Below are 23,259 nucleotides of genomic sequence, written 5' to 3'. Positions count from 1 at the left end.
TCCTGACCGTTACACCCGTATAGTATTTTCATCCTCAGACGACAGACGAGGTGCATGGGACGATGCGCCTCTTTTGTCCTGTGCGATAGAGCGTTGTGTGTCCTTCGACCGCACAAAGGATGAATCTCGCTTTTTGATTCTAAACATCGTCCCGAACATCGATTTCGATGTCCGGGACGATGCTGTAATCGTGGTTGCGGGTCGTTAACTCAGGTGTGAAAACCTCACGCTGACTTCTTCAAGATGTAGTCCGACAGTCTCTCTGCGGCATCGGCAATCTGCGCCGGATCACGCAGGAAGCAGGCGCGCAGGAAGAGTTCTCCGCCCGCGCCAAATGCGTTGCCCGGCGCCAGTCCAACGCCGACCTTATCGACGATGTCAAAGGCCGCCGCGCGCGTATCCGTCACGCCATCGATCTTCAGGAATGCGTAAAGCGCGCCATCCGGCTTGAGGGTTTCGACCCGATTGGTGGCAATCAGCGCGTCGCAGAGAATGTCGCGAGACTGCGCAGCGCGAGCAAAATTCTTCGCCAGGAACTCATCGCCATGGTCAAGTGCTGCAATTGCGCCGCGCTGCATGAACTGCGCAACACCCGACGTGGAATACTGGATCAGGTTTTCGATTACCTGACCGATTTCCGGCGGGGCCACCAGCCACCCGACGCGCCAGCCGGTCATCGACCAGTTCTTGGAAAAGGAATTTGCGAAGATGATTCGGTCGCCCTCTTCCATGATGTCGAGGAAGGATGGCGCGCGGCCACCTGCATAGTGATAGAGCGCATAGATCTCGTCAGCCACGATCCATAGACCATGCTTTCTCGCCAGTGCCAGAATATCGCGCAGATTATTATCGGTTGCCGTCCAGCCGGTCGGATTGGATGGCGTATTGATGAACAGCGCCTTGGTCTTCGGGGTGATGGCGCTTTCGAGTTTGCCGAGATCGATGTCCCATTTGCCCTGGGTGAAGTCGATCCCGACCGGCACGGCCTTGGCACCGGCGATCCCGATCGCGGATACGATGTTCGGCCATGTCGGCGTCAGGTAGATCATTTCATCGCCAGGCGAGGTCAGGGCCTGAACCGCCAGCACGATGGCCTGCATCCCAGATCCGGTGACGTAGAAGTGCTCAGGCGACAGCAAAGCGCCGAAATGCCGCTGATAATAGCGGCCAAGCGCGTCGCGAAGCTCCGGAATGCCGCGCTGCCAGGTGTAAAATGTCTCACCGGCATTCAGCGCATCAACGGCGGCCTTCGAGATGAAGTCCGGCGTGGGAAGATCGCCCTCACCCACCCACAGGGGCAGAAGATTTTCGCGGGCATGGGCGTATTTCTTGACCTCGACGATACCACTTTCCGGCGCTGCCAGAGAGCGGACACTGAGACTGTTCAAAACCGACATAGAAGGCACTCCGTTCGAGTGCCTTCTTAACGCATCGCTTGCACCCTTTGCATGATATTCCGTGAAGAAACCACGGATTTTGCTGATGGATGGAGGCTAGCTGGCCGAGCCTTGCTGCGTCTTCAACAGATCGCGAATCTCGCTCAGCAGCTTGATATCCTCCGGCGGCGGGGCCGGCGCCTTCTTCTCTTCCAGCTTGTCACGCTCGACGGAGGCGCGGATCTTGTTCACGCCCTTGACCATGAGAAAGATGATCCAGGCCAGGATAAGGAAGTTGATGACGATGGTGATGAAGTTGCCGTAAGCGATAACCGCGCCCTGCTCACGCGCGGCGGCCAGCGATGTGGCGGTTACGGAAGAACTCAGCGGAATGAAGTAGTTCGAGAAATCGAAACCGCCGAAAATAGCGCCGACGAGCGGCATGATCAGGTCGTTGACGACGGAATCGACGATCTTGCTGAACGCCGCACCGATGATGACGCCGACGGCCAGGTCCATGACGTTGCCGCGCGCGATGAATGTCTTGAATTCGTTGAGCATGAAGATGTCCCTCTTGAAGCCCTCTTGCCTGCCGGGACGAGACGCCACCGACGCTCTCACAATAGCAGTCCGGTTGCCATTGTGCAGGTATTATGACGCGCGATCCGTGTATTTCGTTCCATGCATCTGCCGGTTGATTTCCTACCCTGTGCCTGTCTGTTGAACTTTATGCCAATGCGGTGCCAATTCTCATTTCACTGGAAGTGTCATAAGCTTCTTGGGATTGTGTGGAGGGGACACTGCATTGCTGCCTGGGTGGATCATATTCGTCTCGGCTTTCGCCTATATTCTGCTGCTCTTTGCAGTAGCGAGTTACGGCGACCGCAAGGGACGACGCAAGACCGCTCCCAACAAGGGGCGGCCTATCGTCTATGCGCTCAGCCTTGCGATCTATTGCACGTCCTGGACCTATTTCGGTGGCGTGGGTCTTGCCTCCGAACGCGGGCTTGAATTTCTCGGCATCTATACCGGCCCGATCCTGGCCTTCACGCTGGGAATGCCCATCATCCGGCGTATCGTGGAACTGGCGAAGGCCGAGAAACTGACCTCGGTCGCGGACTTCATCGCGGCGCGCTATGGCAAGAACCCGACCGTTGCCATGATCGTATCGATCATCGCGCTGGTCGGCGCCGTCCCCTATATCGCGCTTCAGCTGAAGGCGGTCTCGAGTTCGGTCGCGACCATGGTGGACCCGCGCGATTATGGCATCGGCAGCGGCAATCTCCATTTCCTCGACCTTCCCCTCATCGTGACGGTGGTGATGGCAGGCTTCGCCATCATGTTCGGCACGCGCCATACCGATGCGACGGAACATCAGGACGGGTTGATCCTGGCGATCTCGATGGAATCGGTCGTCAAGCTGTTGGCTATCTGCACCGCGGGCGTCTACGTCGTCTTCTTTCTTTTCGACGGGCCGGCGGAGCTCTGGCGGCTTGCTGCCGAAAATACCCAAGTGATGGAAGCGGTCTCCTACCAGACGCCGATCAGCCGCTGGATTGTTCTGACGCTTCTCTCTGGCTTTGCCATCATCCTCTTGCCGCGGCAATTCCATGTCACGGTGGTGGAAAACCGCACACCGAAGGAACTGCGTACCGCAGGTTTTCTGCTGCCGCTCTATCTGATTGCCATCAACATTTTCGTCCTCCCGATTGCGGTCGCCGGCCTCCTGACGATCGGAAATAATGGCAATGCCGACCTTTATGTCCTGCAACTGCCGCTGTTTAACGGCATGCCGGTCGTTTCGCTGATCACCTTCATCGGCGGTTTCTCTGCGGCCACGGCAATGGTGATCGTCGCTTCGGTGGCGCTGTCGATCATGGTGTCCAACGATATCCTGATGCCGATCTTCCTGCGACAGAAGCTGCTGACCCGTTCGCCCCACAGCGACGACTTCGCCAAGACGCTCCTCAATATCCGCCGCACCGCGATCTTCGTCGTGCTGCTGCTTGGCTATTTCTACTACCGGGCAGCAGACAGCACATCGGGTCTCGCCTCCATCGGATTGCTGGCCTTCGCGGCTATCGCGCAGATGGCGCCATCGCTTTTCGGCGGATTGCTCTGGCGGCGGGCCAATGCGCGCGGCGCGATCGCCGGCCTCAGCTCCGGCTTCCTCGTCTGGGCCTATCTTCTCTTTCTGCCGAGCCTTGGTGGCCCCGATTACTCCTACGTCGCTGCGGGCGTTTTGAGCTTCATTTTTCCCGGAACCGAGATGTTCAGCGGGCCCGGCGCCGATCCGCTCGTCAATGCCGTGACGCTCAGCCTGCTTATCAATACGCTCGCCTTCGTGCTCGGCTCGCTTTCGCGAAACCCTCGTCCCGTCGAGCGCATCCAGTCCGGCATCTTCGTCAAGCGCCACTCAAAATCGCAATTTGCCACGCGCGGGTGGAAGACGCGCGTCAGCGTCGGGGACTTGAAAAGCGCGGTCGCCCGTTATCTTGGCGAAGAGCGGATGCTCCGCTCGCTCTCCGCCTACGAGAAGACTGCCGGTCGAAAGCTGGAGGATGAGCAGCCGGCCGATATGGCGCTGATCCATTTTTCCGAGCAACTGTTGGGAAGCGCCATCGGCTCCTCCTCAGCGCGTCTGGTGCTGTCCCTCATCCTGCAAAAGGCAGAGGACACCAGCGCCGACACGGCTTGGCTGCTGGACCAGGCGAGCGAGGCCCTGCAATATAATCAGGATATGCTGCAAACCGCCCTGGCGCAGATGGATCAGGGGATCGCGGTCTTCGACGCCTCGCAGCAGTTGACGATCTGGAACAGACGCTTTCGCACCCTTCTCGACCTGCCGGAGCATTTCGGCCGCGTCGGCCTGCCGCTTGGGGAGATCGTCGCGCTTTTGGAAGAGCGTGGGGATATCGAGCCTGGCGATCATGGCGAACGTATCAATCAGTTCCTGACAATGGATCGCCCCTTCTCCCTGGTGCTGAGTGGCGGCGCACGCATTATTGAGGTGCGCTCCAACGCCATGCCGGACAAGGGCGTGGTTGCGACCTTCACCGATATCACGCAGCGTGTTGCAAGTGACCAAGCGCTCAAACAGGCCAACGAGACGCTGGAGCAACGCGTGGCGGAACGCACCGGCGAACTTACGCGGGTCAATCGCGAGCTGGCGGAGGCGCGCGCGGCTGCCGATGAGGCCAATATCGGCAAAACGCGGTTCTTCGCGGCAGCGGGTCACGATATCCTGCAGCCGCTTAACGCCGCACGGCTTTATTCCTCGGCGCTCGTGGAGCGTATCGGCCATTCGGAAAATACCAATCTGGTACAGAATATCGACTCCGCGCTGGAATCGGTCGAGACGATCCTGGGCGCAGTACTGGATATTTCTCGCCTCGATACCGGCTCGATGAAACCGCGCATGGCAAGCGTGCCGCTGAACGACCTCTTAAAGCGTATCGAAACCGATTTTGCGCCCATGGCGCGCGAGAAGAACCTCGAATTCGTGGTGATGCCAACGTCCTTGATGGTGCGCTCAGACATCAATCTGCTGCGCCGCCTCATCCAGAACCTGGTTTCCAATGCCATCAAATACACGATGTCAGGCAAGGTGCTGGTCGGCGCGCGCCGTCGCGGAGGCGATGTGGTGATCCAGGTGATGGATTCGGGCATGGGCATTCCCGCCTCGAAGTTCCGGACGATCTTCAAGGAGTTCACCCGGCTTGATGGAGGCATGAAGGCGGCGGCGGGTCTCGGTCTCGGCCTTTCGATCGTCGATCGACTTTCGCGGGTGCTGCATCACCCCGTCCAGCTGTCCTCAGTCGTCGGCAGAGGCACCTCGTTCCAGGTGCAGTTGCCGCGCGAAGCGCAGAGCACCAAACGGGGCAAGGAGGCGGGCGTTGCGACCGCGTCCCCTCAACAGACACAACTCTCCGGCTTTCATATTCTCTGCATCGATAATGAGCCAAAGATCCTCGAGGGCATGTCGGTGCTGCTGAGCGGTTGGGGCTGCGAAGTCTCGCAAGCGGCCTCAGAGGAAGATCTCGATGCCGTTCTCGGCAAAGTGGGCATTCCCGATCTGGTCGTCGCCGACTATCATCTGGCTGAAGGCACCGGTATCGATCTCATCCTGCATCTGCGCGAAAGGCTGAAGGCGCAGATCCCTGCCCTGCTGATAACGGCCGACCGTACCCCGGAGGTCCGCGCGGAGGCCGAGAAGCACGGTATCGGCGTTCAGCACAAGCCAGTGCGCCCCGCGGCGCTACGTGCTTACGTCACCCAGGTCTTCAATACCCGCCGAGCCGCAGCGGAGTAGACTATCCCGGCGCGCAAATGATCACTGCACCGGCACGCGCTCACAAAAAAACCGCCCTGCAGACGAAGGGCGGCTCCTATTGTTAAGGTCTCACGTTTGTTCAGGCTGCCCGGCCATACTGGCTATGTCGCGCAGCGCCGGCGTGAGACTGCTCCATGCGGAACCGCTGGAGGAGACCAAGCAGTGCTTCGACTTCATCGGCGAGCATCTGGCTTGCCGCGCTCGACTCTTCCGCCATGGCAGCGTTTTGCTGGGTCATCTGATCCATCTGGTTGACGGAGCTGTTGACCTCCTGAAGCGCAGACGCCTGGTCATTGGTGGCCGTGGCAATGGTTTCGACATGCTTGCTGACGGTCACGATCTGCTGGCTGATCGAGGAGAGAACCTGACCTGCTTCCTGCACCAGCAGCGAACCGGAATTGACCTCCTGCGTCGACTGGTTGATCAGCGCCTTGATTTCGTGAGCGGCGTCTGCCGAACGCTGGGCGAGTTCACGCACTTCCTGCGCGACGACGGCGAAGCCCTTGCCCGCTTCGCCTGCACGCGCAGCTTCGATGCCGGCATTCAGCGCGAGAAGGTTGGTCTGGAAGGCAATGTCGTCGATGACTTCGATGATCTGTTCGATCTTCTGCGACGCTTCCTCGATGCGACCCATGGCATCGACAGCGTTCTTGACGACCGAGCCGGAGTTGTCGGCGCTTTCCTGCGTGATGCGAACGGCCTTGTTGGCTTCCCGGGCACGTTCAGCGGAGGATTTCACGGTGACCGTGATTTCCTCGACGGCGGCGGCGGTCTGTTCCAGCGACGCGGCTTGCGATTCGGTGCGGCGCGACAGATCATCCGATGATTTGCGCATCTCGGCGCCATTGTTCTGAATGATGAAGGTGCGCTCACGCACCTGCTGAAGCACATCCTTCAGGTTGGCGAGCGAAGTGTTGAAGTCCACCCGAAGCTGTTCGAGACGACCGGAGAAAGGTACGTCGAGCGTCTGGGTGAGATCGCCATCGGACAGGCGCGCGAGACCGGCTGCCAGCTGGCCGACAGCAAATTCGATCTGGCGATCGGTGTCTAGCTTCTCGGCATCGTTGCGAGACCGTTCGGCTTCCGCCTGAGCACGCTCTTCCACGCTCTGGCCTTCGATTCGAAGCTTCTCGCGTGCATTGTCGCGGAAGACTTCCAAGGCCCGAGCAATATCGCCGAACTCGTTCTTCCGCTCCATGTAAGGAATGTCGGTATCGAGCTTGCCCTGAGACAGGGATCTGATCGCATCCGTCAGGTTACCGAGAGGGCGCATGCTGCGCTTGATCACGAAGTAGCCGAGAATGCTGAAAGCAAGCATGACAGCCGCACCGACGACGAGGATCATGTTGCGCAAACCGTCAATATGGCCCTGGTAGAACTCCAAGGGCACGCCGACGAAAAGAATACCGACCGGTGCTCCCTTTTTGGACAAAACCGGCATATAGCCCGACATGTAGTCGCGGCCGAACAGAGTTGCGGGACCGAAGTAGGACTCACCCTTGGTGATCTTCGCATAAGCAGCACCGTCGACGGCAAGCTTGGTGCCAACGGCGCGCTCGCCCTTTTCATTCTTCAGGCTGGTCGAGACACGAAGGAAATCCGTGCCCTGCGCCTGGAAAACGGTTGCCACGCCACCATTTGCCATACCGACACGATCCACCAGGTCAAAGTCGAGCAAGGTGCCGATGCTGGGACGGCTGACCGATTTCAACTCACCGTTTTCGATCGCGAGCGTGGTTCCGCCGACCTTCATCTCATAGAGGATGGCCATGCTGCGGACGGCACGTTCCGTATCCATCAAAGCCGTCTGCATGACGTCTTCTTTCAACCGCACATAGGTCGAAGCACCGACGGCAACGATACCAAGGAAGATGAGACCGATGGCCAGACATACAATCTGCACCACGATGGATCTCGAAACGAAACGCCCCATTGCTAAACCCCAATCTTAACGAGTTTAGGCAATTTGAAGCAAAAGGATTAATTTTCAGGGAATTCTACAACAGCCTAGGCTAAGCGAACGCGATTTTGGATCAACTCTAACGGGCTGATTTCACGTCTAAATGTCTTCGAACGCACCAACGCGTGATGCGAAAAAGAATGACTATCGTCAAAAAATTATGATTCCGCGCGGTGCGCGTGTTTCACGCAAAGCACAGCACCAACGGCTTTTCAAGCCATGTCTGCAGACGTGTCGGGCGCTCAGTTGACTGTACCAACGGAACGAGACTTAGCCTCGACGGCACACTGCGACGCGTATCAGTGAATAAAACCAAGCCGGATAGCCTTGGCGATCGCCTGGATGCGATTGACGGAATCCAGCTTGATGGTCGCGGAGCCGAGGTAGGCATTGACCGTGTGAACGGACAGACCAAGCTTGGTTGCTATTTCTTCGCTGATCCTGCCATCGCCTGCCAGTTGCAGGCATGCGACTTCGCGCTCGCTGAGTGCCTCCGACGGCGAGACGCGACGCTCATCCATGGCCAGGAGATCAATCATGATCTGCGTGGATTTGACGTGCTGCTCCAGCATGAGTTCATTGTCGAGCAACAGGTTGCCACCGCAAAAAATCACGAAGCCGTTGCCCATCGTGCCAAGCCGCACGGGAAAGCCGACACCGGAATATCCGAGATTCTCGTTGTCGAGGCGAATGAGAAGGGCGGGAACGTCCGGCAGATCGGCGAAGCCCGATTCTTGCTCGCTCGTCCAGGCGACGGGGAGCAGGGACGATTCAAGATGATCGAGCAGACGTTCGCCGAGGATCTTAACCAGCTGAGCGCTTTGTTCGCCGGCAGCCAGACCAAGATTTTCAAGTTCGCAGGAGAGCTTCCTTTTGTTGGGGAATCCGGCTGCAACGGCACGCAGAACGATGAAGTTTTTGGCGCCAAGACTTCTCTGCATGGCAACCAGCTTGGGGAAGAGGTCGGAGCGCGTCACGGAGGGAATGGTCTTCGACGCTATCGGCTGACCCGATCCCTCATTGCTCAAATCCTTGACGAAACCCATGATGCGCCCTTTAGACAAGGTTGTTACGGACCGCGTAGGCAATGGCCTCCGAGCGGGTCTTGGTTGCTGTCTTGCGCATGACGCTGGTGATGTAGTTGTTGATGGTGTTGCGCGAGATGCCAAGGATCATGGCCATTTCATCGCTGGTCTTGCCTTCGGCAATCCAGAAGAGGCATTCAAGCTCTCTTTCTGTCAGATCGATATCGCGCTCGGTCTTCGTGCCTTCGACGATGCCGAAGCTTGCAAAGTAACCGGCCAGCATTCCAGCTTCACGAAGCCGATCTTCTGCCGGCAGAACGCCTTCGGCAAACATCAAAAGCAGCGAGAAGCGGATGCGTCCAACGCAAAAGGTAATCGTCCAGTACTGGCGATCGATCCCTGCTGGCGCGACCGCATCGTCGGGAAGAGACAGCACGCGTGGCTTGAGCAGGGAAAGGCATTTCTCCATTTCACTGGATCGGCTCTGTGTCCCGGTCAATTCGTTGGCAAGCTTGCGCACCAGATCGAAGGGCCAGTCGGAAGTGACGATGAAGCTGAGGCTTGCCTCCTGCAGGAGGTCTTCACGCGACAACAGATAGTGCGAAGCGCCGACATAGGATGTCAGATGCTCCATCGCACCAATGATGTCACTTTCCGCCGCTGCGGCTGCAATCTTGCGAATGAGCTGGTTGCGTGGCAAGGGCCTCGCAATCGTTTCAGCTGGCGCGGCAGACAGCCTGCGAATATCGACATCCACTTTCAATAGCCTACGCCCTCTCGTTCCCCGGACGGGGATGCCTAAACGGGATGGAACTCATTTCCATTCAGAAGCGCCGCTTTTGACGAACACCCCTGGCGACCGAATCGTTGTAGTCTAGGAGACGCTTGAAGAAATGTACCCGTCTGTAACGACCTATCCACTCTTTTTCGCGTGCACTACAACCCTGAACATATACCTGTTCGAATTTGCGCACATCCGCCTTTTCAACATACCCCACCTGAAATCGGCGATTTGATGAACAAATACTAAATCACATCCGCCATACGCCTACAGCAAGAATTTTCGAATAAACGAAAAAGGCCGGAGTTGATCCAGCCTTTATTCTTATCATGCTGCTTTTTCCACTGCCCATTTGCGGAGGATCTTGGCAGCGCGTTCTTCGCTGATTTCCACCATGCGCGAAAGTCTGCGTTCCGGCCCTTCGCGGACCCGGCGGTTGAAGTCGCCCTCGCCCGTGTCCCCACCAAGAAGATCGTCGGTACTGTCGAAGCCGAAGTCCGCTCCGAAGCCTTCCATGAGGCCCCCGGCAGCGCCACCACCCATGGCAGGAGAGAAGTCCGGCAGTTCGAGCCCGGCCGAATCCTGCGCCAGTTCCGCGGAGGCAGGAGCCCCACCGGCCGACATGGAGCGGACGACCGGACGGACACCAAGCCAGACGACTAGGAAGGCGACCGCGACGAAGGCGAGTGAGTTGATGATGCCAGCGGAGTTGCGGCTCAACACTTCGGTGAAGCCTGGGCCGGCAACAGCCTCGTCCAGAAGCTGCGTCTCAAGGAAGTCCATGGCAGTGATCGTCACCACGTCACCACGCTCGGTCGAGGTACCGGCAGCAGAGGTAACGATCTTCTGCATCTCCGCAAGATAGGCGTCGATCTTGGCCTGGTCGGCCGGATCGCCGATCATCTTCGCAAGGCGGCCCTTGTTGACCACGACCGCGACGGAAATCTTGTCGATCGAATAGCCGTTGCGAACGGTGGCCACGGTTTTGGAGTTGATTTCGTAGTTGGTCTGCTCTTCCTTCTTGGCCGTCTCATCGGACGACTTCGGACCGGCGCCACCGCTCTGTGGAGCCGCCTGTGGTACGTTCTGCTCGACCGTGGCTGCGGAATCCTGCTGAGTTTCCTGGGATTTCTGATCTTCCTTCGTGGAGCGAACGGAACGCTCGACACGCGAGTTCGGATCGTAGACGGTTTCCTGGATCTGCTGGCTGTCGGTGTTAAGCGACGCGGTCACGCTCGAGCGGAAATTGTCCATGCCGAGGAAGGGCGCAAGCGCCTTGTCGATCTTTGTCTCGAGTTCCTGCTGAACGTTCTGCGCCAGCGTCAACGACCGGCTCATCGCGCCGTTGCTGACATCGTCGCCCGATGCCAGAAGCTGGCCGGTGGAGTCAAGAAGGGTCACGTCATCGACTTCAAGGCCGGGCACTGCGGATGCAACGAGGTGCCGAATGGAAGCGGAGGCCTTTCGGCCCGCGGACGCGCTCGCCCGGATCATGACGGAGGCAGTGGGCTTCTGTTCCCCCCGCCGGAAGTTGCCGACCTCGGGCATGACGATGTGAACTCGGGCGGCCGCAATCCCGTCGATCTGCTGGATCGAGCGACCGATCTCGCCTTCGAGGGCGCGCACCCGCGTCACTTCCTGCATGAAGGATGTGAGACCCAGAGAGCCGACATGGTCGAACAGTTCGTAACCGGCATTGGCGCTGTCGGGCAGGCCGCGTTCGGCCAAAAGCAGACGAGCCTTGCTCGTCATGCCAACTGGAACCTGGATGCTCGTTCCATCCGAGCCAACCTGAAAATCGACATTGGACTCGGCAAGCGCAATGCTGATCTTGTTCAGATCCATGGTTTCCAGGCCGACATAAAGCGTCTCATAGGCCGGCTTGTTCACATAAAGAGCTGCAGCGAGAATGATTGCCATGGACAGAACGCCCACACCACCCAGCACCAAAAGCCGCGTCTGGCCTAAGGCCGCGAAGTTTTTAAAAACCTGAGGGAGTTGATTTAACAGATTCATTCTGTTCCGCACCGTCATTCATGGGTTCGAGACCTTCTGGTCCCGATGCCACCCTAGAGGACGAAGCTTGCGCGAGGATTTCTCATAGAACGCCCTGCGTCCTGATGGACGCGCAAAGGACGCTCTATCTCCTTAAGTCTGCGCATCGTGCTTTCCGAAAATCGCGTCCGATTTCCGGGCCGATGCTGTAACTGATGCCGCCCTCCGGGTGGAGGGCGGGAATAAAGCCGCTGAAAGCGCCTTTTTAGGCGGCCAAATAGGTGGAGATGACGGCTGCGACCTGATCGGATGTCAAGGCACGCATGTGCGTGTTGAGAAGTGCCGTGACCTGGGCACTGGAGAGGCTGACCAGTGTCTGGGTGGAAAGCCCTGCGACGCCGCTGGAACTGAAAGCGGCAATGTCCTCGGTCGAAAACTTGGCAATATTCTCCTTGGAAAGCGACGCGACCTGTGCGGCGGTCAAAGCCCCGACTTGCGCGGGCGTCAAAGCCTCGCTCTGGCTGGTGGTCAGCGATGAGATTGCGCCTGTCGTCAGGCCAGACACCGCGCCGCTGCTCAAGGCGACGATCTCCTCCGTCGAGAGAAGTGCGATGTCGTCGGTGCCAAGCGCTGCGGCCTGAACTGCATTCAGACCGCCAATCTGCGCGGTGGTCAGCGTAGCAATCTGGCCCGTACTCATCGCCACGATCTGGTTATAGCCGAGATTGCCGATCTGGCTTGGGCTGAGAACCGCAATGTCCGCGCTGGTCAGGGAGGCGATAAGCGCCGTGGAAAGACCGCGGATCGCACCTGTGCTGATTGCCGCAATGTCAGCGGTGGAGAATGTCGCCATCCCGGCGGAGGAGATACCGGCGAGACCATCGGCGCTCAGTGCCGCGATCTGACCCGTCGAGAGGGCACCGATTTGATCGGGCGCCATGGCAGCGATCTGCTTGCTGGTCAGCCCGGCGATCGCCGCCGTTGCGAGGCCTGCGACTTCACCGGTCGACAGCGAAGCGATAAAGCCGGTCGACAGGCCCGCAATGGCGGAGGCGTTGATCGCGGACAGTCTCTCAGGGGTAAAGGTATCGAGCATCTGGGATGTCAATCCGGCAATGGCGCCAGATGTCAGGGCGTTGATCTGCGTTGTCGATAGTGCGTGCACCTGTTCGAGGCTGAGCGCCCCCACCTGCTCGCTGGTGAGCCCCGGGATGCTCCCGGTGCTGAGTGCCAGAATCTGGGCAGTGGAAAGCGCTGACAGATCCGCCGTCTTCAGGCTGGCGATCTGCTTGGACGACAAAGCGCCGATCTGGCCGGTAGAAAGACCGACGAAATGATCGTGGGAGAACGCCGAAAGCTGCGTGGTAGACAGGCCGGAAATGCCGAGCGTGCTCAGCGCAGCAATGGTCTCAGCCGAGAGCCCGGCTATCGTTTCCGTCGACAGACCAGCAATACCCGTCGCACTTATCGCGCCGACGTCCGCCGTCGAGAAGGCGCGCAACTGGGCAGCGCTCAGAGCACCAATCTGTCGCGATCCGAGAGCGGTCACCTGGGTTGGGGTGAAAGCCTCGACCTGATCGACACTCATCGCTTTGATCTGAAGCGTCGTCAGTCCGGCAATTCCGCCAGCACTCAGAGCGCCGACCCTGTCTGGCGAGAGAAGAGCAATCGCGTCCGTCGACAAGCCCGCTATGGCACTGGATGTCAGCGCCGCGAGGTCTTCGGTCGAGAAGCGCGCGATATCGTCCGTCCCCATGGCTGCGATCTGCGTGGAGGTCAATGCGCCGACCTGTGCGGGGTTGAGCGCTTCAACCTGGTCGGCCGACAGTGCCGCGATGGCTGCCGAAGAAAGACCCGAGATGGCCGCAGTGCTCAATGCGCCTATCTGCTCGCGAGAAAGGGAGCCGATGCTTGCGGTGCCGAGAACGGAGATTTGGCGTGAGCCGAGAGCGCCGATCTGAGCCGTGGTGAGAGCTTCGAGTTGCTCTTTCTTCAAGACTGCTATTTGAGCGGTCGAGAGGCCGGCAACGCTGGCCGTTCCGAGTGTCGCAATGCGATCGGCGGAAAGGCTGGCAAGGGTGCCGGTGGAGAGGCCAGCAACAGCCGACGATGTCAACGCCGCCAATTCTGCGGTCGAGAAGACGCCGATATCGTCTGTTCCGAGAGCGCCGACTTGAAGGGAACTAAAGGCACCGACCTGCGCGGTGTTGAATGCCTCGACCTGGCTCGTGCTCAGGGCGGCAATCTGGTCGGAAGACAGGCCTGTGATACCGGTCGTGCTCAGAGCCGCGATTTGCGCAGTCGTTAGCGCTGCCATGTTGGCCGTGGAGATGGCCGCAACCTGTCTGGAGCCAAGCGACGCGATCTGCGCCGTCGTCAAGCCGGCGAGCTGGGCGGAGGTCAGTGAAGCCATCTGGCCTGTGGAGAGGCCCTGAATGCCCCCGGTCGTTCCTAAAACGGCAATGCGGTCGGCGGACAGGCTGGCAAGTGCCGTGGTCGAGAGGCCCAGGATTGCACTCGAACTCAGTGCCGCAAGCTCTGCGGTTGAGAGAACGGCCAAGTCATCCGTTCCGAGAGCCGCGACCTGCGTCGAGCTAAACTGTGCCACCTGTGATGTTTTGAGCGCTTCGACTTGCTCCGTGGTGAAGCTTGAAATCTGCGCTGCGGTTAAACCCGAGACGCTGGCGTCGTTCAATGCGGCGATCTGTGATGTGCTGAGCGCTGCAATGCTGGCCGTGCCAAGAACGCCGATTTGGCGCGATCCGAGAGCGCCGACCTGCGACGCCGTCAGGCTGCCAACCTGGGCCACGCTGAGCGCCGCAACCTGGGCTGTGGTCAAACCTGAGACGCTGGCAGTGGACAAAGCAGCGATGGTTCCAGCTGGCAACGCGGCAAGGGTTGCCGGTGGCAGGCCCACAATGGCGGCTGCAGAGAAAGCCGCGATGTCTCTCAACGAAAACGCTTTGATGTTATCAACAGACAGCGCCGCAACTTGCGAGGAACTGAGCGCACTCACCTGCAGGCTCGTCAGCGCTTCGGCCTGGACGGCAGTCAGCTTTTCGACCTGAGCGGAGGAAAGGCCAGGTACAGCATCCTTGTTGATGGAGGCGATCTGGTAAGCATCGAGGAGAGCAATACCCGCTGTACCCAATGCCGCAACCTGCCGGGAAGACAAGGCTGCCACCTGCCGGGTGGTCAGCGACTTCAGTTGGTCGGAGGACAACGCAGCGATCTGGCCCGTCGTCAATCCGGATATCCCGGCAGGGCTGATCGCCGCCAGATCTTCGGTTGGCAGTTTCGACATCGCATCGGTGGAGAGACCAGCAACCGCCGACCCATTGATTGCCCCAAGGGCGGCGGCGGACAGCGCACTGATATCGTCCGATCCGAGTGCTGCGATCTGCTGTGACGTCAATGCCGCGACCTGCCTCGTGGACAAGGCGGCAACTTGGCCGGTCGTCAGCGCGCCGATCTGGCCAGTGGTGAGAGACGACACCGCCGCGGTTCCCAGCGCTGCGATCTGACCAGTCGTCAGTTCGGCGATAATGGCGGTCGAAAGCCCACCGATCGTGCCGGGTGCGATGGCACCGATATCGGCCGTCGAGAACTTGGCCATGGCCTCCTTGCCGAGAACGGCCAGTTGCGCCGACGTCAACGCGCCGACCTGAACAGCGGTCAGCGCTTCCGCCTGAAGTGTGGTCAGTTTAGCCATTTGCGTGGCCGTGAGCCCCGATACACCATTGGTGCTCAAAGCCGTCACCTGCGCTGCCGACAGCGACGCGATGTGGTCGGTGCTCAGAACTTTAATCTGGTCAGCCGAAAGCGATGCGATTTGCTTTGTCGTCAACGCGCCGGTCTGGGCTGTCGTCAGCACCGAAACCTGCTTCGTCGTCAGATTGCCGAAAGCGCTGGCGTTCAATGCCGTCACCTGGGCCGTGGTCAGCGCTGCGACGACAGCTGTAGAGAGACTGCTGATCGCGCTCGATCCGATGGCCGCAATATCGCCTGTCGAAAACTTGGCGATGTCATCTGCGCCGAATGCTTCAAGCTGGTCGGCAGAAAGGGCTGCGACCTGACGGGTCGTCAGTGCTTCCGCCTGATTGGGTTTGAGAGCGGCGACCTGCCTTGCGGAAAGGGCGGCGATGGCAGCCGTATTGATCGCCGCGATTTGGGCTTCCGAGAGAGATGCGACCTGGGCCGTCCCTAACGCCGCAATATGCGACGACGTGAAGGCAGATATCTGGGATGTTGTGAGAACCGCAAGCTGCGCGGTTGTCAACGCAGAGATATGATCGCCAGGGAGATTGGTGACGGCGCTCGTTTTCAACGCTGCAATCTGATCGGTGGAAAGTGCCGCAAGGCCTGCAGAACTCAACGCAGCAGTTTGAACGGAACTTAACGCGGAAACCTGGTTGATGGTCAGCGCTGCCAGCTGGCTCGTTTTAAGTGCTTCGACTTGGCCAGCGGTCAGTGCCGCGATAGCGCCTGTCGAGAGGGCGGCGATCTTGTCGCTTGTCAGCGAGGCGATCAGAGCGCTCGACAGCCCGGAAAGGCCAGACGCCGACAATGCGGCCATGTCGCCCGTAGAAAATGTGGCAATGTCATCAAGTCCCAACGCCGCAGTCTGCTCTGAACCAAGTGCGGAGATCTGCCGCGTCGTCAAGGCGTCTAACTGCGCGGTCGAGAGCGTGGCGACCTGCTGTGCCGTCAATGTCGCGATAGCCCCGGTGCTCAGCAATGCCAGCTTCTCTGTGGACAGAGCGGCAATCACCTCTTTCGAAAGACCGGCGATTGCCCCTGCCCCGAAAGCCTGTATGCCCGCGGTCGAGATGGCGGCGATATCTTCCGTACCAAGACCTGCCAGTTGGGTGGATGTCAATGCCGCAATCTGCCCCGGTGACAGCGCAGACACCTGAGCCGGCGACCACGCGACGATCTGCTCGGAGCTCAATCCCTTCAGCGCCGTGCCGGTCAGTGATGTGATCTGGTCGGTGGTCAGCTTTGCGATGAATGCAGGCGTCAAAGCTCCGAGTTGGCCCGACCCCAGGGCGCTCATCTGCTCTTTCGAAAGGGCAGCGATTTGGGCGCTCGACAAGCTGGTCATTTGTTCGGGCGTCAGTTTTGCAACCGCGCTCGGGTTCAGGCCCGCTATCTGGTTTGTCGTCAGCGCCGCAATCAAGTCGGTAGACAGGCCCGGCACTGCCTTGGTGCTCAAGGCGGCGAGGGCTGCGGTGGAGAGGCCGGCGATCTGAACCGGCTTTCCTGCGCCTTCGGCGGGCAACCAGACATCTTTGACCTGGTCCGGTTTCAATGCCTCGACTTGTGCAGAGCTCAGGACGGCGACTTGAGATGACGAGAGTTTGAAGAGTTGCGTGGCGGACAGTGCTTCGACCTGTTCCGTCGTTAGCGCCGCCACGGCGGCGGTTGCCAGAGCGGCCACGCGGTCCGGCGTCAACAGGGCGATGGCGTCAGGGCGCAACCCTAGAATGGTCCGGGCACTGATCGCGTTGATATCCGCCGTGGAGAAGGCATTGATACTCGCTCCATCCAGAACCGAAAGCTGGGCAGAGGTCATAGCCCTGACCTGAACGGACGTAAGCGCCTCAAGCTGCGCCGTCTCCAGGTTGGCAACCTGATCGGTGGTCAGATTTGCAACGGCTTCTGTGCTGAGCGCGGCGACCTGCGCGGTGGTAAGAGCCGCGATGTCTTCAGCCGCAAGCGACTTGATCTGAGCCGCCTTCAGAGCATTGAGCTGGACGGCAGTGAGTGCTTGGAGCTGCGTCGATGTCAACGCCTTGAGCTGGTCGGTCGATAAGGCTGAAAAGGCTGAGCTTGACAGCTTCGCGACCTGTTCTGGAGTCAAAGCTCCAATGGCTGCGGTGCTGACGCCGAGTATCCCTCTTGAGGAAATTACAGCGATCTCATCGGGGGTGAATGTCTGAATATCATCGGCGTGAAGCGCCGTCATTTGGCTGGAGCTGAGGACCTTGATCTGCAGCGCGGTCAAGGCTTCGACCTGGTCGGTCGAAAGCGCGCCAATCTGGTCGGAGGACAGGCGCGATATAATCGTCGTGCTCAAACCTCCGATTTGTGCCGTCGTCAAAGCCTTGATGACTTCAATGCTCAGTCCTGGCATGGCCTTGGCGGAAAGCGAACCGATGGCAGTCGCTTGGAGCGACTGGATCTTGGCCGATCCGAGCACGGCAACCTGAGCGGAGGACATCGCCCCAAGCTGGCTGCTGGTGATGGCCCCCAGTTGCGTTGACGTCAGTGCATCGATCTGATCGGTGCTGAGCTTGGAAAATGCCGCGCTACTCAACGCGGCAATATTCTCTTTCGTGAGATTTTCAAGAATGGTCGGGCTGAGGCCGGCAACTGCGGCACCGTTGATGGCGGCCATGTCGGCAGCCGAGAAAGTGTTGATCTGCGCCGATGTGAGCGCCGCAATCTGATCGGAATTTAATGCCTTGACCTGAAGCGACGCGAAGGCCTCGACCTGCGCCGTTGAAAGTTTTTCAAGCTGTTCGGCGGTCAGTCCAGTCATCGCGCGGGAGGATAGCGCTGGAATCTGTCCAGTGGTGAAGGCGGCGACAGAGTTCGCGCTTAAGGCCGCCACCTGAGTAGAGGTCAGAGCCTTGACTTGCGATGAGGTTAGAGCTGCCAGCTGAGCGGTGGAGAGAGCACCGATCTGCTCCGTCGACAACGACGCTATGGCGGTCGTAGAGAGGCCCTGGATGGCACCGGACGTCAGATTGACGATATCATCGGCATCGAATGCCGCAAGCTGCGTGGGCCTCAGTGCCCCCAGCTGTAGCGATGTAAGAGCCTTCACCTGAGACTCGCTCAGGGCTTCGAGTTGTTCGATCGCCAGACGCGGAATAGCCTTCTGACTGATTGCCGCGATCTTCTCTGGAGATAAGACCTTCAGCAATTCAGGTTTCAGCCCCGGAATCGCACGGCTGGAGATTGCCGCGATATCCTCGATGGAGAATGTCTTGATGTCGTCCGGGCTCATCGCCGCCAATTGATCGGACGTCATCGATGCGACTTGAGATGCGGTCAAAGCTTCGGCCTGCGCGCTCGTCAGCCCTTCCACTTGCTCGGTTGTCAGGGCGCCGACTTGCCGTCCGGTAAGGCTTGCAATCGAGATGCTATCGAGGACCGCAAGTTGCGTAAGCGTCAGACCGATAATGGCGTTGGTCGAGACAGCGGCAAGCTGGTCAGGCTTGAAGGCCTTTAGATCCACCGTCTCCAGTGCTGCAACCTGCTCGGACGACAGCGCTCGTATCTGCTGGGAGGTAAGAAAGGAGATGTCTTCGGTGTTCCAGTCCTCGATTGCTTTTGTCGTAAGACTTCTGATCTGGTTGACGCTCAGCGAAGATACGATCGATGTCATTGATAAACCTGACCAAAGCTCAAACGGGCAGCATGCCCTCTTTTCTACCTCGGATACATCCCATCGACGGAATACGTCCGGCTGTGACAATCCTAGGTGTAGTTCCTTGTGCGAAACTGTCAGCTTTCCGAAGCACGACTTCCATTACAGCGGTGGGTTCAGGAAGGCCGGCATCCTCTCTTGCTTGTCGTGGAGGTCGAGGAAAAGCCTTGCAGTATCCAGCGCTTCACGGATCGTCACGTCCATGTCGAGATATCGATAGGTTCCCAGACGTCCCACGAAGCTGATGCCCTCTTCGGCGTTCGCGAGAGCGACGTAGTCGGCTAGCTGTTCTTTTTCCTTCACCAGCCTGATGGGGTAGTATGGTGTGTCGTCCGGTCCGCATTCGCGAGCGTATTCACGGTAGCACACCGATCCGTCATGCTTTTCCCATGGCGAGAAATGCTTGTGTTCGGTGATGCGGGTGTAGGGGACGGAGGTTTCCCCGTAATTCATCACCGCGCAGCCCTGATAGTCGCCGTCGTAGGTGAAACGTTCGAAGTCCAGCGTTCGATAGCCGAGGCGGCCTTTCGCATAGTCGAAGTAGCCGTCCAGCGCACCCGAATAGAAGGTGTGGTCATAGTCGCCCGTGTCCGCCCGATCGAAGCTGGTCTTCAGCCTGACGGTGATGTCCGGATGATCGAGGATGCCGTCCACCATTTCGGTGTAGCCGTTTTCCGGCATGCCTTGGAATTTGTGGAAGAAATAGTCGTCGTCATAGTTGAAGCGGACCGGCAGCCGCTTGAGAATGGAGGCTGGCAAATCCTTCGGTGAGCAACCCCACTGCTTTTGCGTGTAGCCTTCGAAGAAGGCCTCATAGAGGTCGCGGCCCACAAAGCGCAGCGCCTGCTCCTCGAAGGTCTGCGGATCGGTAATCGACGTATCGGCCTGCTCCTCGATGAAGGCCTTCGCCTCATCCGGGCGCAGGGTCTTGCCGAAAAACTGGTTGATCGTGTGCAGGTTGACCGGCAGGGAAAAAACCTGGTCGCGGCTCGTGGTCTTCACCCGGTTCTTGTAGGGCTTGAAGGTCTGGAAGCGATTGACGTAATCCCAGACTTCGGCATCGTCGGTATGGAAAATATGCGGACCGTAGACGTGGACCATCACGCCGGTCTCTGCATCGCGCTCGGTATGGCAGTTGCCCGCAATGTGATCCCGCCGGTCGAAAATTACGACCTCGTGCCCTGCTTCCGCCAACTCACGGCCGATGACCGCACCGGAGAGCCCGGCGCCTACGATTGCAATCTTCTGTCGGGACACGGCGGCTCTGCCTCTGTTCAAGCGGTGGCGGATGCTTGCGTGGTCCACAAGCGGTTGTCATGCTGGATGGGCGAGAAAGCGTCCCACTCCCGCAGCTTTTGAAGGTAGCGATCGCGGTACGAAGCCTCATCGACGAAGTCGAGATTTTCCGACACAAGCTCGCTGCCGATCTCGTAGTAGACATCGAGATTGCGAAGATCGGGGACAGGTGTTTCGCCCCGTTCGGCTTCGCCCTGCATCTGCCAATAAAGGTCTTCGAGCCTTCGCGCGGTGGCGGGAATATCGCGCAGAACACTCTTTTCCCGTTCCGCGCCCAGCTTCTTCCTGACGGCCTTCAAGCTCGCCGGCTTCTTTGCGAAGGCGATGGCCTTGGCAACGTAATCCTCGGGGTCAGTGCAGATAAGCTCGGAACATCCCGTCGCGGCGACGACGCTGCTGCAGAAGCGCGCCGGGAAAGACTTGCCGGGGAATGTCAGAACCGGAAGACCGACGGTCAACGCATCCGCTGCGGTCGAGTGAGCACCATAAGGGAACGTATCGAGGAAGAGATCTGCCACCGCGATGCGGGCGAGGTGCATCGCGTTCGGGGCTTTCGGCGCGAAGAGCAGACGCTCCGGCGCAATCCCGGCGGCCTCTGCCAGATCGCGCAGGCGCTGATCGGTCTTATCGCTACCGGTCAAAAGCCACAGGATGCTGCCCGGCGTTTCATTCAAAATGCGCATCCACTGCGCGAATGTGGATGGTGTGATCTTCTGCATGCCGTTGAAGCAGGCGAAGACAAACGTGTCTTCCGGCAAGCCCGCTTCCTGGCGAGACGGGCGCTCGGCAATAACGCGCTTTCGGTCGAGCGGCTGATTGCAGGCAATCCGCAACACCTTTTCCGAATAGTAGATCTCGCTTTCCTCAGGCACGATCACCTCGTCGGCGATCATGTACTGGTGGAAAGGTGTCGCCATGGAGCCCGGGTAGCCACAGAAATTGACGATGACGGGCGCGGGGCGATAGGCGAAAATCTTGGTACGGGCGTGCTTGGTGTAACCATTCACGTCGATCAGAATATCGATCTCGTCGCTTGCGATCTGCCGCGCGGCTGCTTCGTCGGAGAGCGCGGCGACATCTCGCCAGCAATCCACGACCGCCTTCATCCGCGTTTGTGTCGGATCGTTGGCAACGGCTTCTCCGCAGTAATACGCGTAGATTTCGACGCGTGCCTTGTCATGCAGTTCCAGCACTTCCCTCAGCGCAAAGCCAACGGCGTGATCGCGCAGGTCTGACGACACGTAACCAACACGCAGCCTCTGGCCGGTGCCCGTTTTCTGCCGGACGGTGGCGCGGGGGACGTTTCGGATATCCGGTCTCCCAATGAGCGTCTTGCCGTATTGATGGGCGTTGGCCAGCTGAAAGATCGGATCGTCGGCATAGCAGCCAAGCGTGAGCGGCGGCATGGCGTCGATCATCTGGCGCTGGGTGACGTGATTGGAGGGCACCAGGATCGGCCATTTGCATTGGCGCTGGCGCAAAGCGCTCCAATGCTGTCCGGATTCCAGCTTGTGCGGGCGAAGCTCCATGGCCTGCCAAAGGGCTGCCTCCGCCTCCTCCATCAGTCCGGCATTTTCCATGACACGACCGATATGCTGGAGCGCCAGATGACGATAGAGCAGCTGATCCGGCGTCGTTTCAGATGTTTTCTCTGCAAAGCCCTGCCACTGCTGAATGGCAAGCGTCGCCATTCCGGCATCCTCATAGGCCAGGCCGAGATTGATGTGGGCGGGGCCGAACATCGGATCATGCTTCAACGCCGCCTGCATGGCAGTCACGGCACCGGCAAGATCGTTCATCTGCCGCAACAGAACGGAGAAGTTGAAGCAGACCATGTGCTGGCCGGGATGGGGATCGTTGAAGGCGAGCCAGCTCTTGTAGAGCTCTGCCGCCTCCTGGCGTTTGCCTTGCGCCGTCAACGTTTCTGCGAATTTCAGCAGGTCCACCAGCGAAAGACGCTGGGTTTTTGCAAGCTCCAACAAAGTGGGGAGGAGCGAATTCTGGGCCGTGCCGCCAATCGATGCATTCATTGCATTCAGAACCTTCAAGCCGGCCGCCCCGCCGGAGGCGGAATCATGGCCGTGATAGACTGACAACCGATTATACAATGAAGCTTGTGCGGCGCTTTACGCAACGAGAGGGGGATGCGGTCCAATCCATCAACCGGCCATGGCGCTTACAACTCATCGAAGCTGTCGTTCAACATCTCGATCTTGCGCAAGCGTTTGCGACCGGATGGGCCGGCTTTTTCGAGGCAACGCGTAATCAGCAAATGGCAAAGCGCCATGATAGCCGTGTGGTTGAACAGCGGACCCGGCGCGAGCGTCTGGCATCGGAAATGCCAAGTGGCGCCGCTATGACCGGGTGCCCCCTCATCGGTGACGTAAATGAGCTTGGCTTCCGACGCCTTGACATGGTCAAGGATGGTATCGATCTGGGCAACGCGACGTCGCATGGCAAAAACAACGACGATATCGGCGTCCTGCAGACTGGCGAAATGTTCCCCCAGTGTCTGGCCGGGGCCAGGGATGGCGACGATGTTTTCAATGACCTGCGTCAGTTGCCATTGAAAATAGGCTGCGAATGGCTGGCTGCTGCGAAACCCTATCACCCAGACTTTCCGTGCCTGAAGCAGACAATCGGCAGCGCTTTCTATCTGCCTGTCCGAGATGGCAAAGAATGTCGCCTCGATATTCGCAATATCCTGTGCGGCATGGGCTTTGACGGACTGCATTGTTTCGCTCTCGTCGGAGCGTTCCAGAAAGAGGCGCGAGCCGGTCTGTTTCTCCGCGCGCGCATGGCGCCGCGCCTCCTCGTAGCTGTCATAACCCAGCCGCTGGATGAAGCGCGTGACGGTCGCCTTCGACACATGGGCCAAAGCGGCAAGTTCCTGGGCGGAATAGCTCGCGAGCTCGCCCGGAAAATCGCAGACGAATTCGCCGACGCGTTTTTCCGCTGGATGAAGGTCCGGAAGGGCCTGCCTCACTCGAAACAGAAACGATTTTTCCTTTACCACAGCGCGCTCCGGCAAACGGTAGATGGGCGACTTTCTGCC

At 59.1% G+C, this 23,259-nt stretch carries 11 protein-coding genes; 1 reads left to right on the top strand and 10 read right to left on the bottom strand.

The features are described from left to right. Positions 1–224 precede the first annotated feature (224 nt). Entirely contained in the window at positions 225–1,397 is a 1,173-nt protein-coding gene (locus tag ACTJKV_RS01965) for a pyridoxal phosphate-dependent aminotransferase (RefSeq protein WP_274100896.1), read from the bottom strand. A gap of 96 nt (positions 1,398–1,493) precedes the next feature. Then, positions 1,494–1,937, bottom strand: coding sequence for a large conductance mechanosensitive channel protein MscL (gene mscL, locus ACTJKV_RS01960; RefSeq protein ID WP_113266241.1), 444 nt, complete (start codon positions 1,935–1,937; stop codon positions 1,494–1,496). 244 nt (positions 1,938–2,181) lie between these two features. Here mscL and ACTJKV_RS01955 point away from each other — a divergent pair, with 244 nt between their 5' ends. After that, entirely contained in the window at positions 2,182–5,688 is a 3,507-nt protein-coding gene (locus ACTJKV_RS01955; protein ID WP_274100897.1) for a PAS domain-containing hybrid sensor histidine kinase/response regulator, read from the top strand. 100 nt (positions 5,689–5,788) lie between these two features. Here the strand turns inward: ACTJKV_RS01955 and ACTJKV_RS01950 are convergent, their stop codons facing one another. The 8 genes from ACTJKV_RS01950 to ACTJKV_RS01915 form a co-directional block, all read right to left on the bottom strand. Next, entirely contained in the window at positions 5,789–7,642 is a 1,854-nt protein-coding gene (locus ACTJKV_RS01950) for a methyl-accepting chemotaxis protein (protein WP_274100898.1), read from the bottom strand. A gap of 326 nt (positions 7,643–7,968) precedes the next feature. Next, positions 7,969–8,715, bottom strand: a complete 747-nt coding sequence (visR, locus tag ACTJKV_RS01945; protein WP_112955794.1) for a transcriptional regulator VisR — start codon at positions 8,713–8,715, stop codon at positions 7,969–7,971. Between the two features lie 10 nt (positions 8,716–8,725). Next, positions 8,726–9,457: a transcriptional regulator VisN gene (visN, locus tag ACTJKV_RS01940; protein ID WP_062425103.1), complete on the bottom strand. Its 732-nt coding sequence runs from the start codon at positions 9,455–9,457 to the stop codon at positions 8,726–8,728. Positions 9,458–9,802: 345 nt separating this feature from the next. Next, on the bottom strand, positions 9,803–11,491 hold the full coding sequence (fliF, locus tag ACTJKV_RS01935; protein ID WP_062425102.1) for a flagellar basal-body MS-ring/collar protein FliF: 1,689 nt from the start codon (positions 11,489–11,491) through the stop codon (positions 9,803–9,805). Positions 11,492–11,735: 244 nt separating this feature from the next. Beyond that, positions 11,736–18,866: a hypothetical protein gene (locus tag ACTJKV_RS01930; protein WP_440598420.1), complete on the bottom strand. Its 7,131-nt coding sequence runs from the start codon at positions 18,864–18,866 to the stop codon at positions 11,736–11,738. A gap of 144 nt (positions 18,867–19,010) precedes the next feature. After that, the gene (gene glf, locus ACTJKV_RS01925) at positions 19,011–20,165 is read right to left on the bottom strand and encodes a UDP-galactopyranose mutase (RefSeq protein ID WP_274100900.1); all 1,155 of its coding nucleotides are present in this window, start codon (positions 20,163–20,165) and stop codon (positions 19,011–19,013) included. A 17-nt stretch (positions 20,166–20,182) separates the two neighbouring features. Further along, positions 20,183–22,234 (bottom strand): O-linked N-acetylglucosamine transferase, SPINDLY family protein, encoded by a 2,052-nt coding sequence (locus ACTJKV_RS01920; RefSeq protein ID WP_274101077.1) that lies wholly within the window; start codon positions 22,232–22,234, stop codon positions 20,183–20,185. A 146-nt stretch (positions 22,235–22,380) separates the two neighbouring features. Further along, positions 22,381–23,220 (bottom strand): MurR/RpiR family transcriptional regulator, encoded by an 840-nt coding sequence (locus ACTJKV_RS01915; RefSeq protein WP_274100901.1) that lies wholly within the window; start codon positions 23,218–23,220, stop codon positions 22,381–22,383. Positions 23,221–23,259 lie beyond the last annotated feature (39 nt).

This window comes from Agrobacterium sp. 22117 (assembly GCF_052045735.1).
In the GTDB taxonomy this organism is placed as follows: Bacteria; Pseudomonadota; Alphaproteobacteria; order Rhizobiales; family Rhizobiaceae; genus Agrobacterium; species Agrobacterium cavarae.
This window is presented reverse-complemented; position numbering and strand designations above follow the sequence as displayed.

Coding starts and splice junctions, on each gene's coding strand:
- fliF (WP_062425102.1), bottom strand. CDS start 11,491: ATGAATCTGTTAAATCAACTCCCTCAGGTTTTTAAAAACTTCGCGGCC.
- mscL (WP_113266241.1), bottom strand. CDS start 1,937: ATGCTCAACGAATTCAAGACATTCATCGCGCGCGGCAACGTCATGGAC.
- ACTJKV_RS01965 (WP_274100896.1), bottom strand. CDS start 1,397: ATGTCGGTTTTGAACAGTCTCAGTGTCCGCTCTCTGGCAGCGCCGGAA.
- ACTJKV_RS01920 (WP_274101077.1), bottom strand. CDS start 22,234: ATGAATGCATCGATTGGCGGCACGGCCCAGAATTCGCTCCTCCCCACT.
- ACTJKV_RS01930 (WP_440598420.1), bottom strand. CDS start 18,866: ATGACATCGATCGTATCTTCGCTGAGCGTCAACCAGATCAGAAGTCTT.
- ACTJKV_RS01950 (WP_274100898.1), bottom strand. CDS start 7,642: ATGGGGCGTTTCGTTTCGAGATCCATCGTGGTGCAGATTGTATGTCTG.
- visR (WP_112955794.1), bottom strand. CDS start 8,715: ATGGGTTTCGTCAAGGATTTGAGCAATGAGGGATCGGGTCAGCCGATA.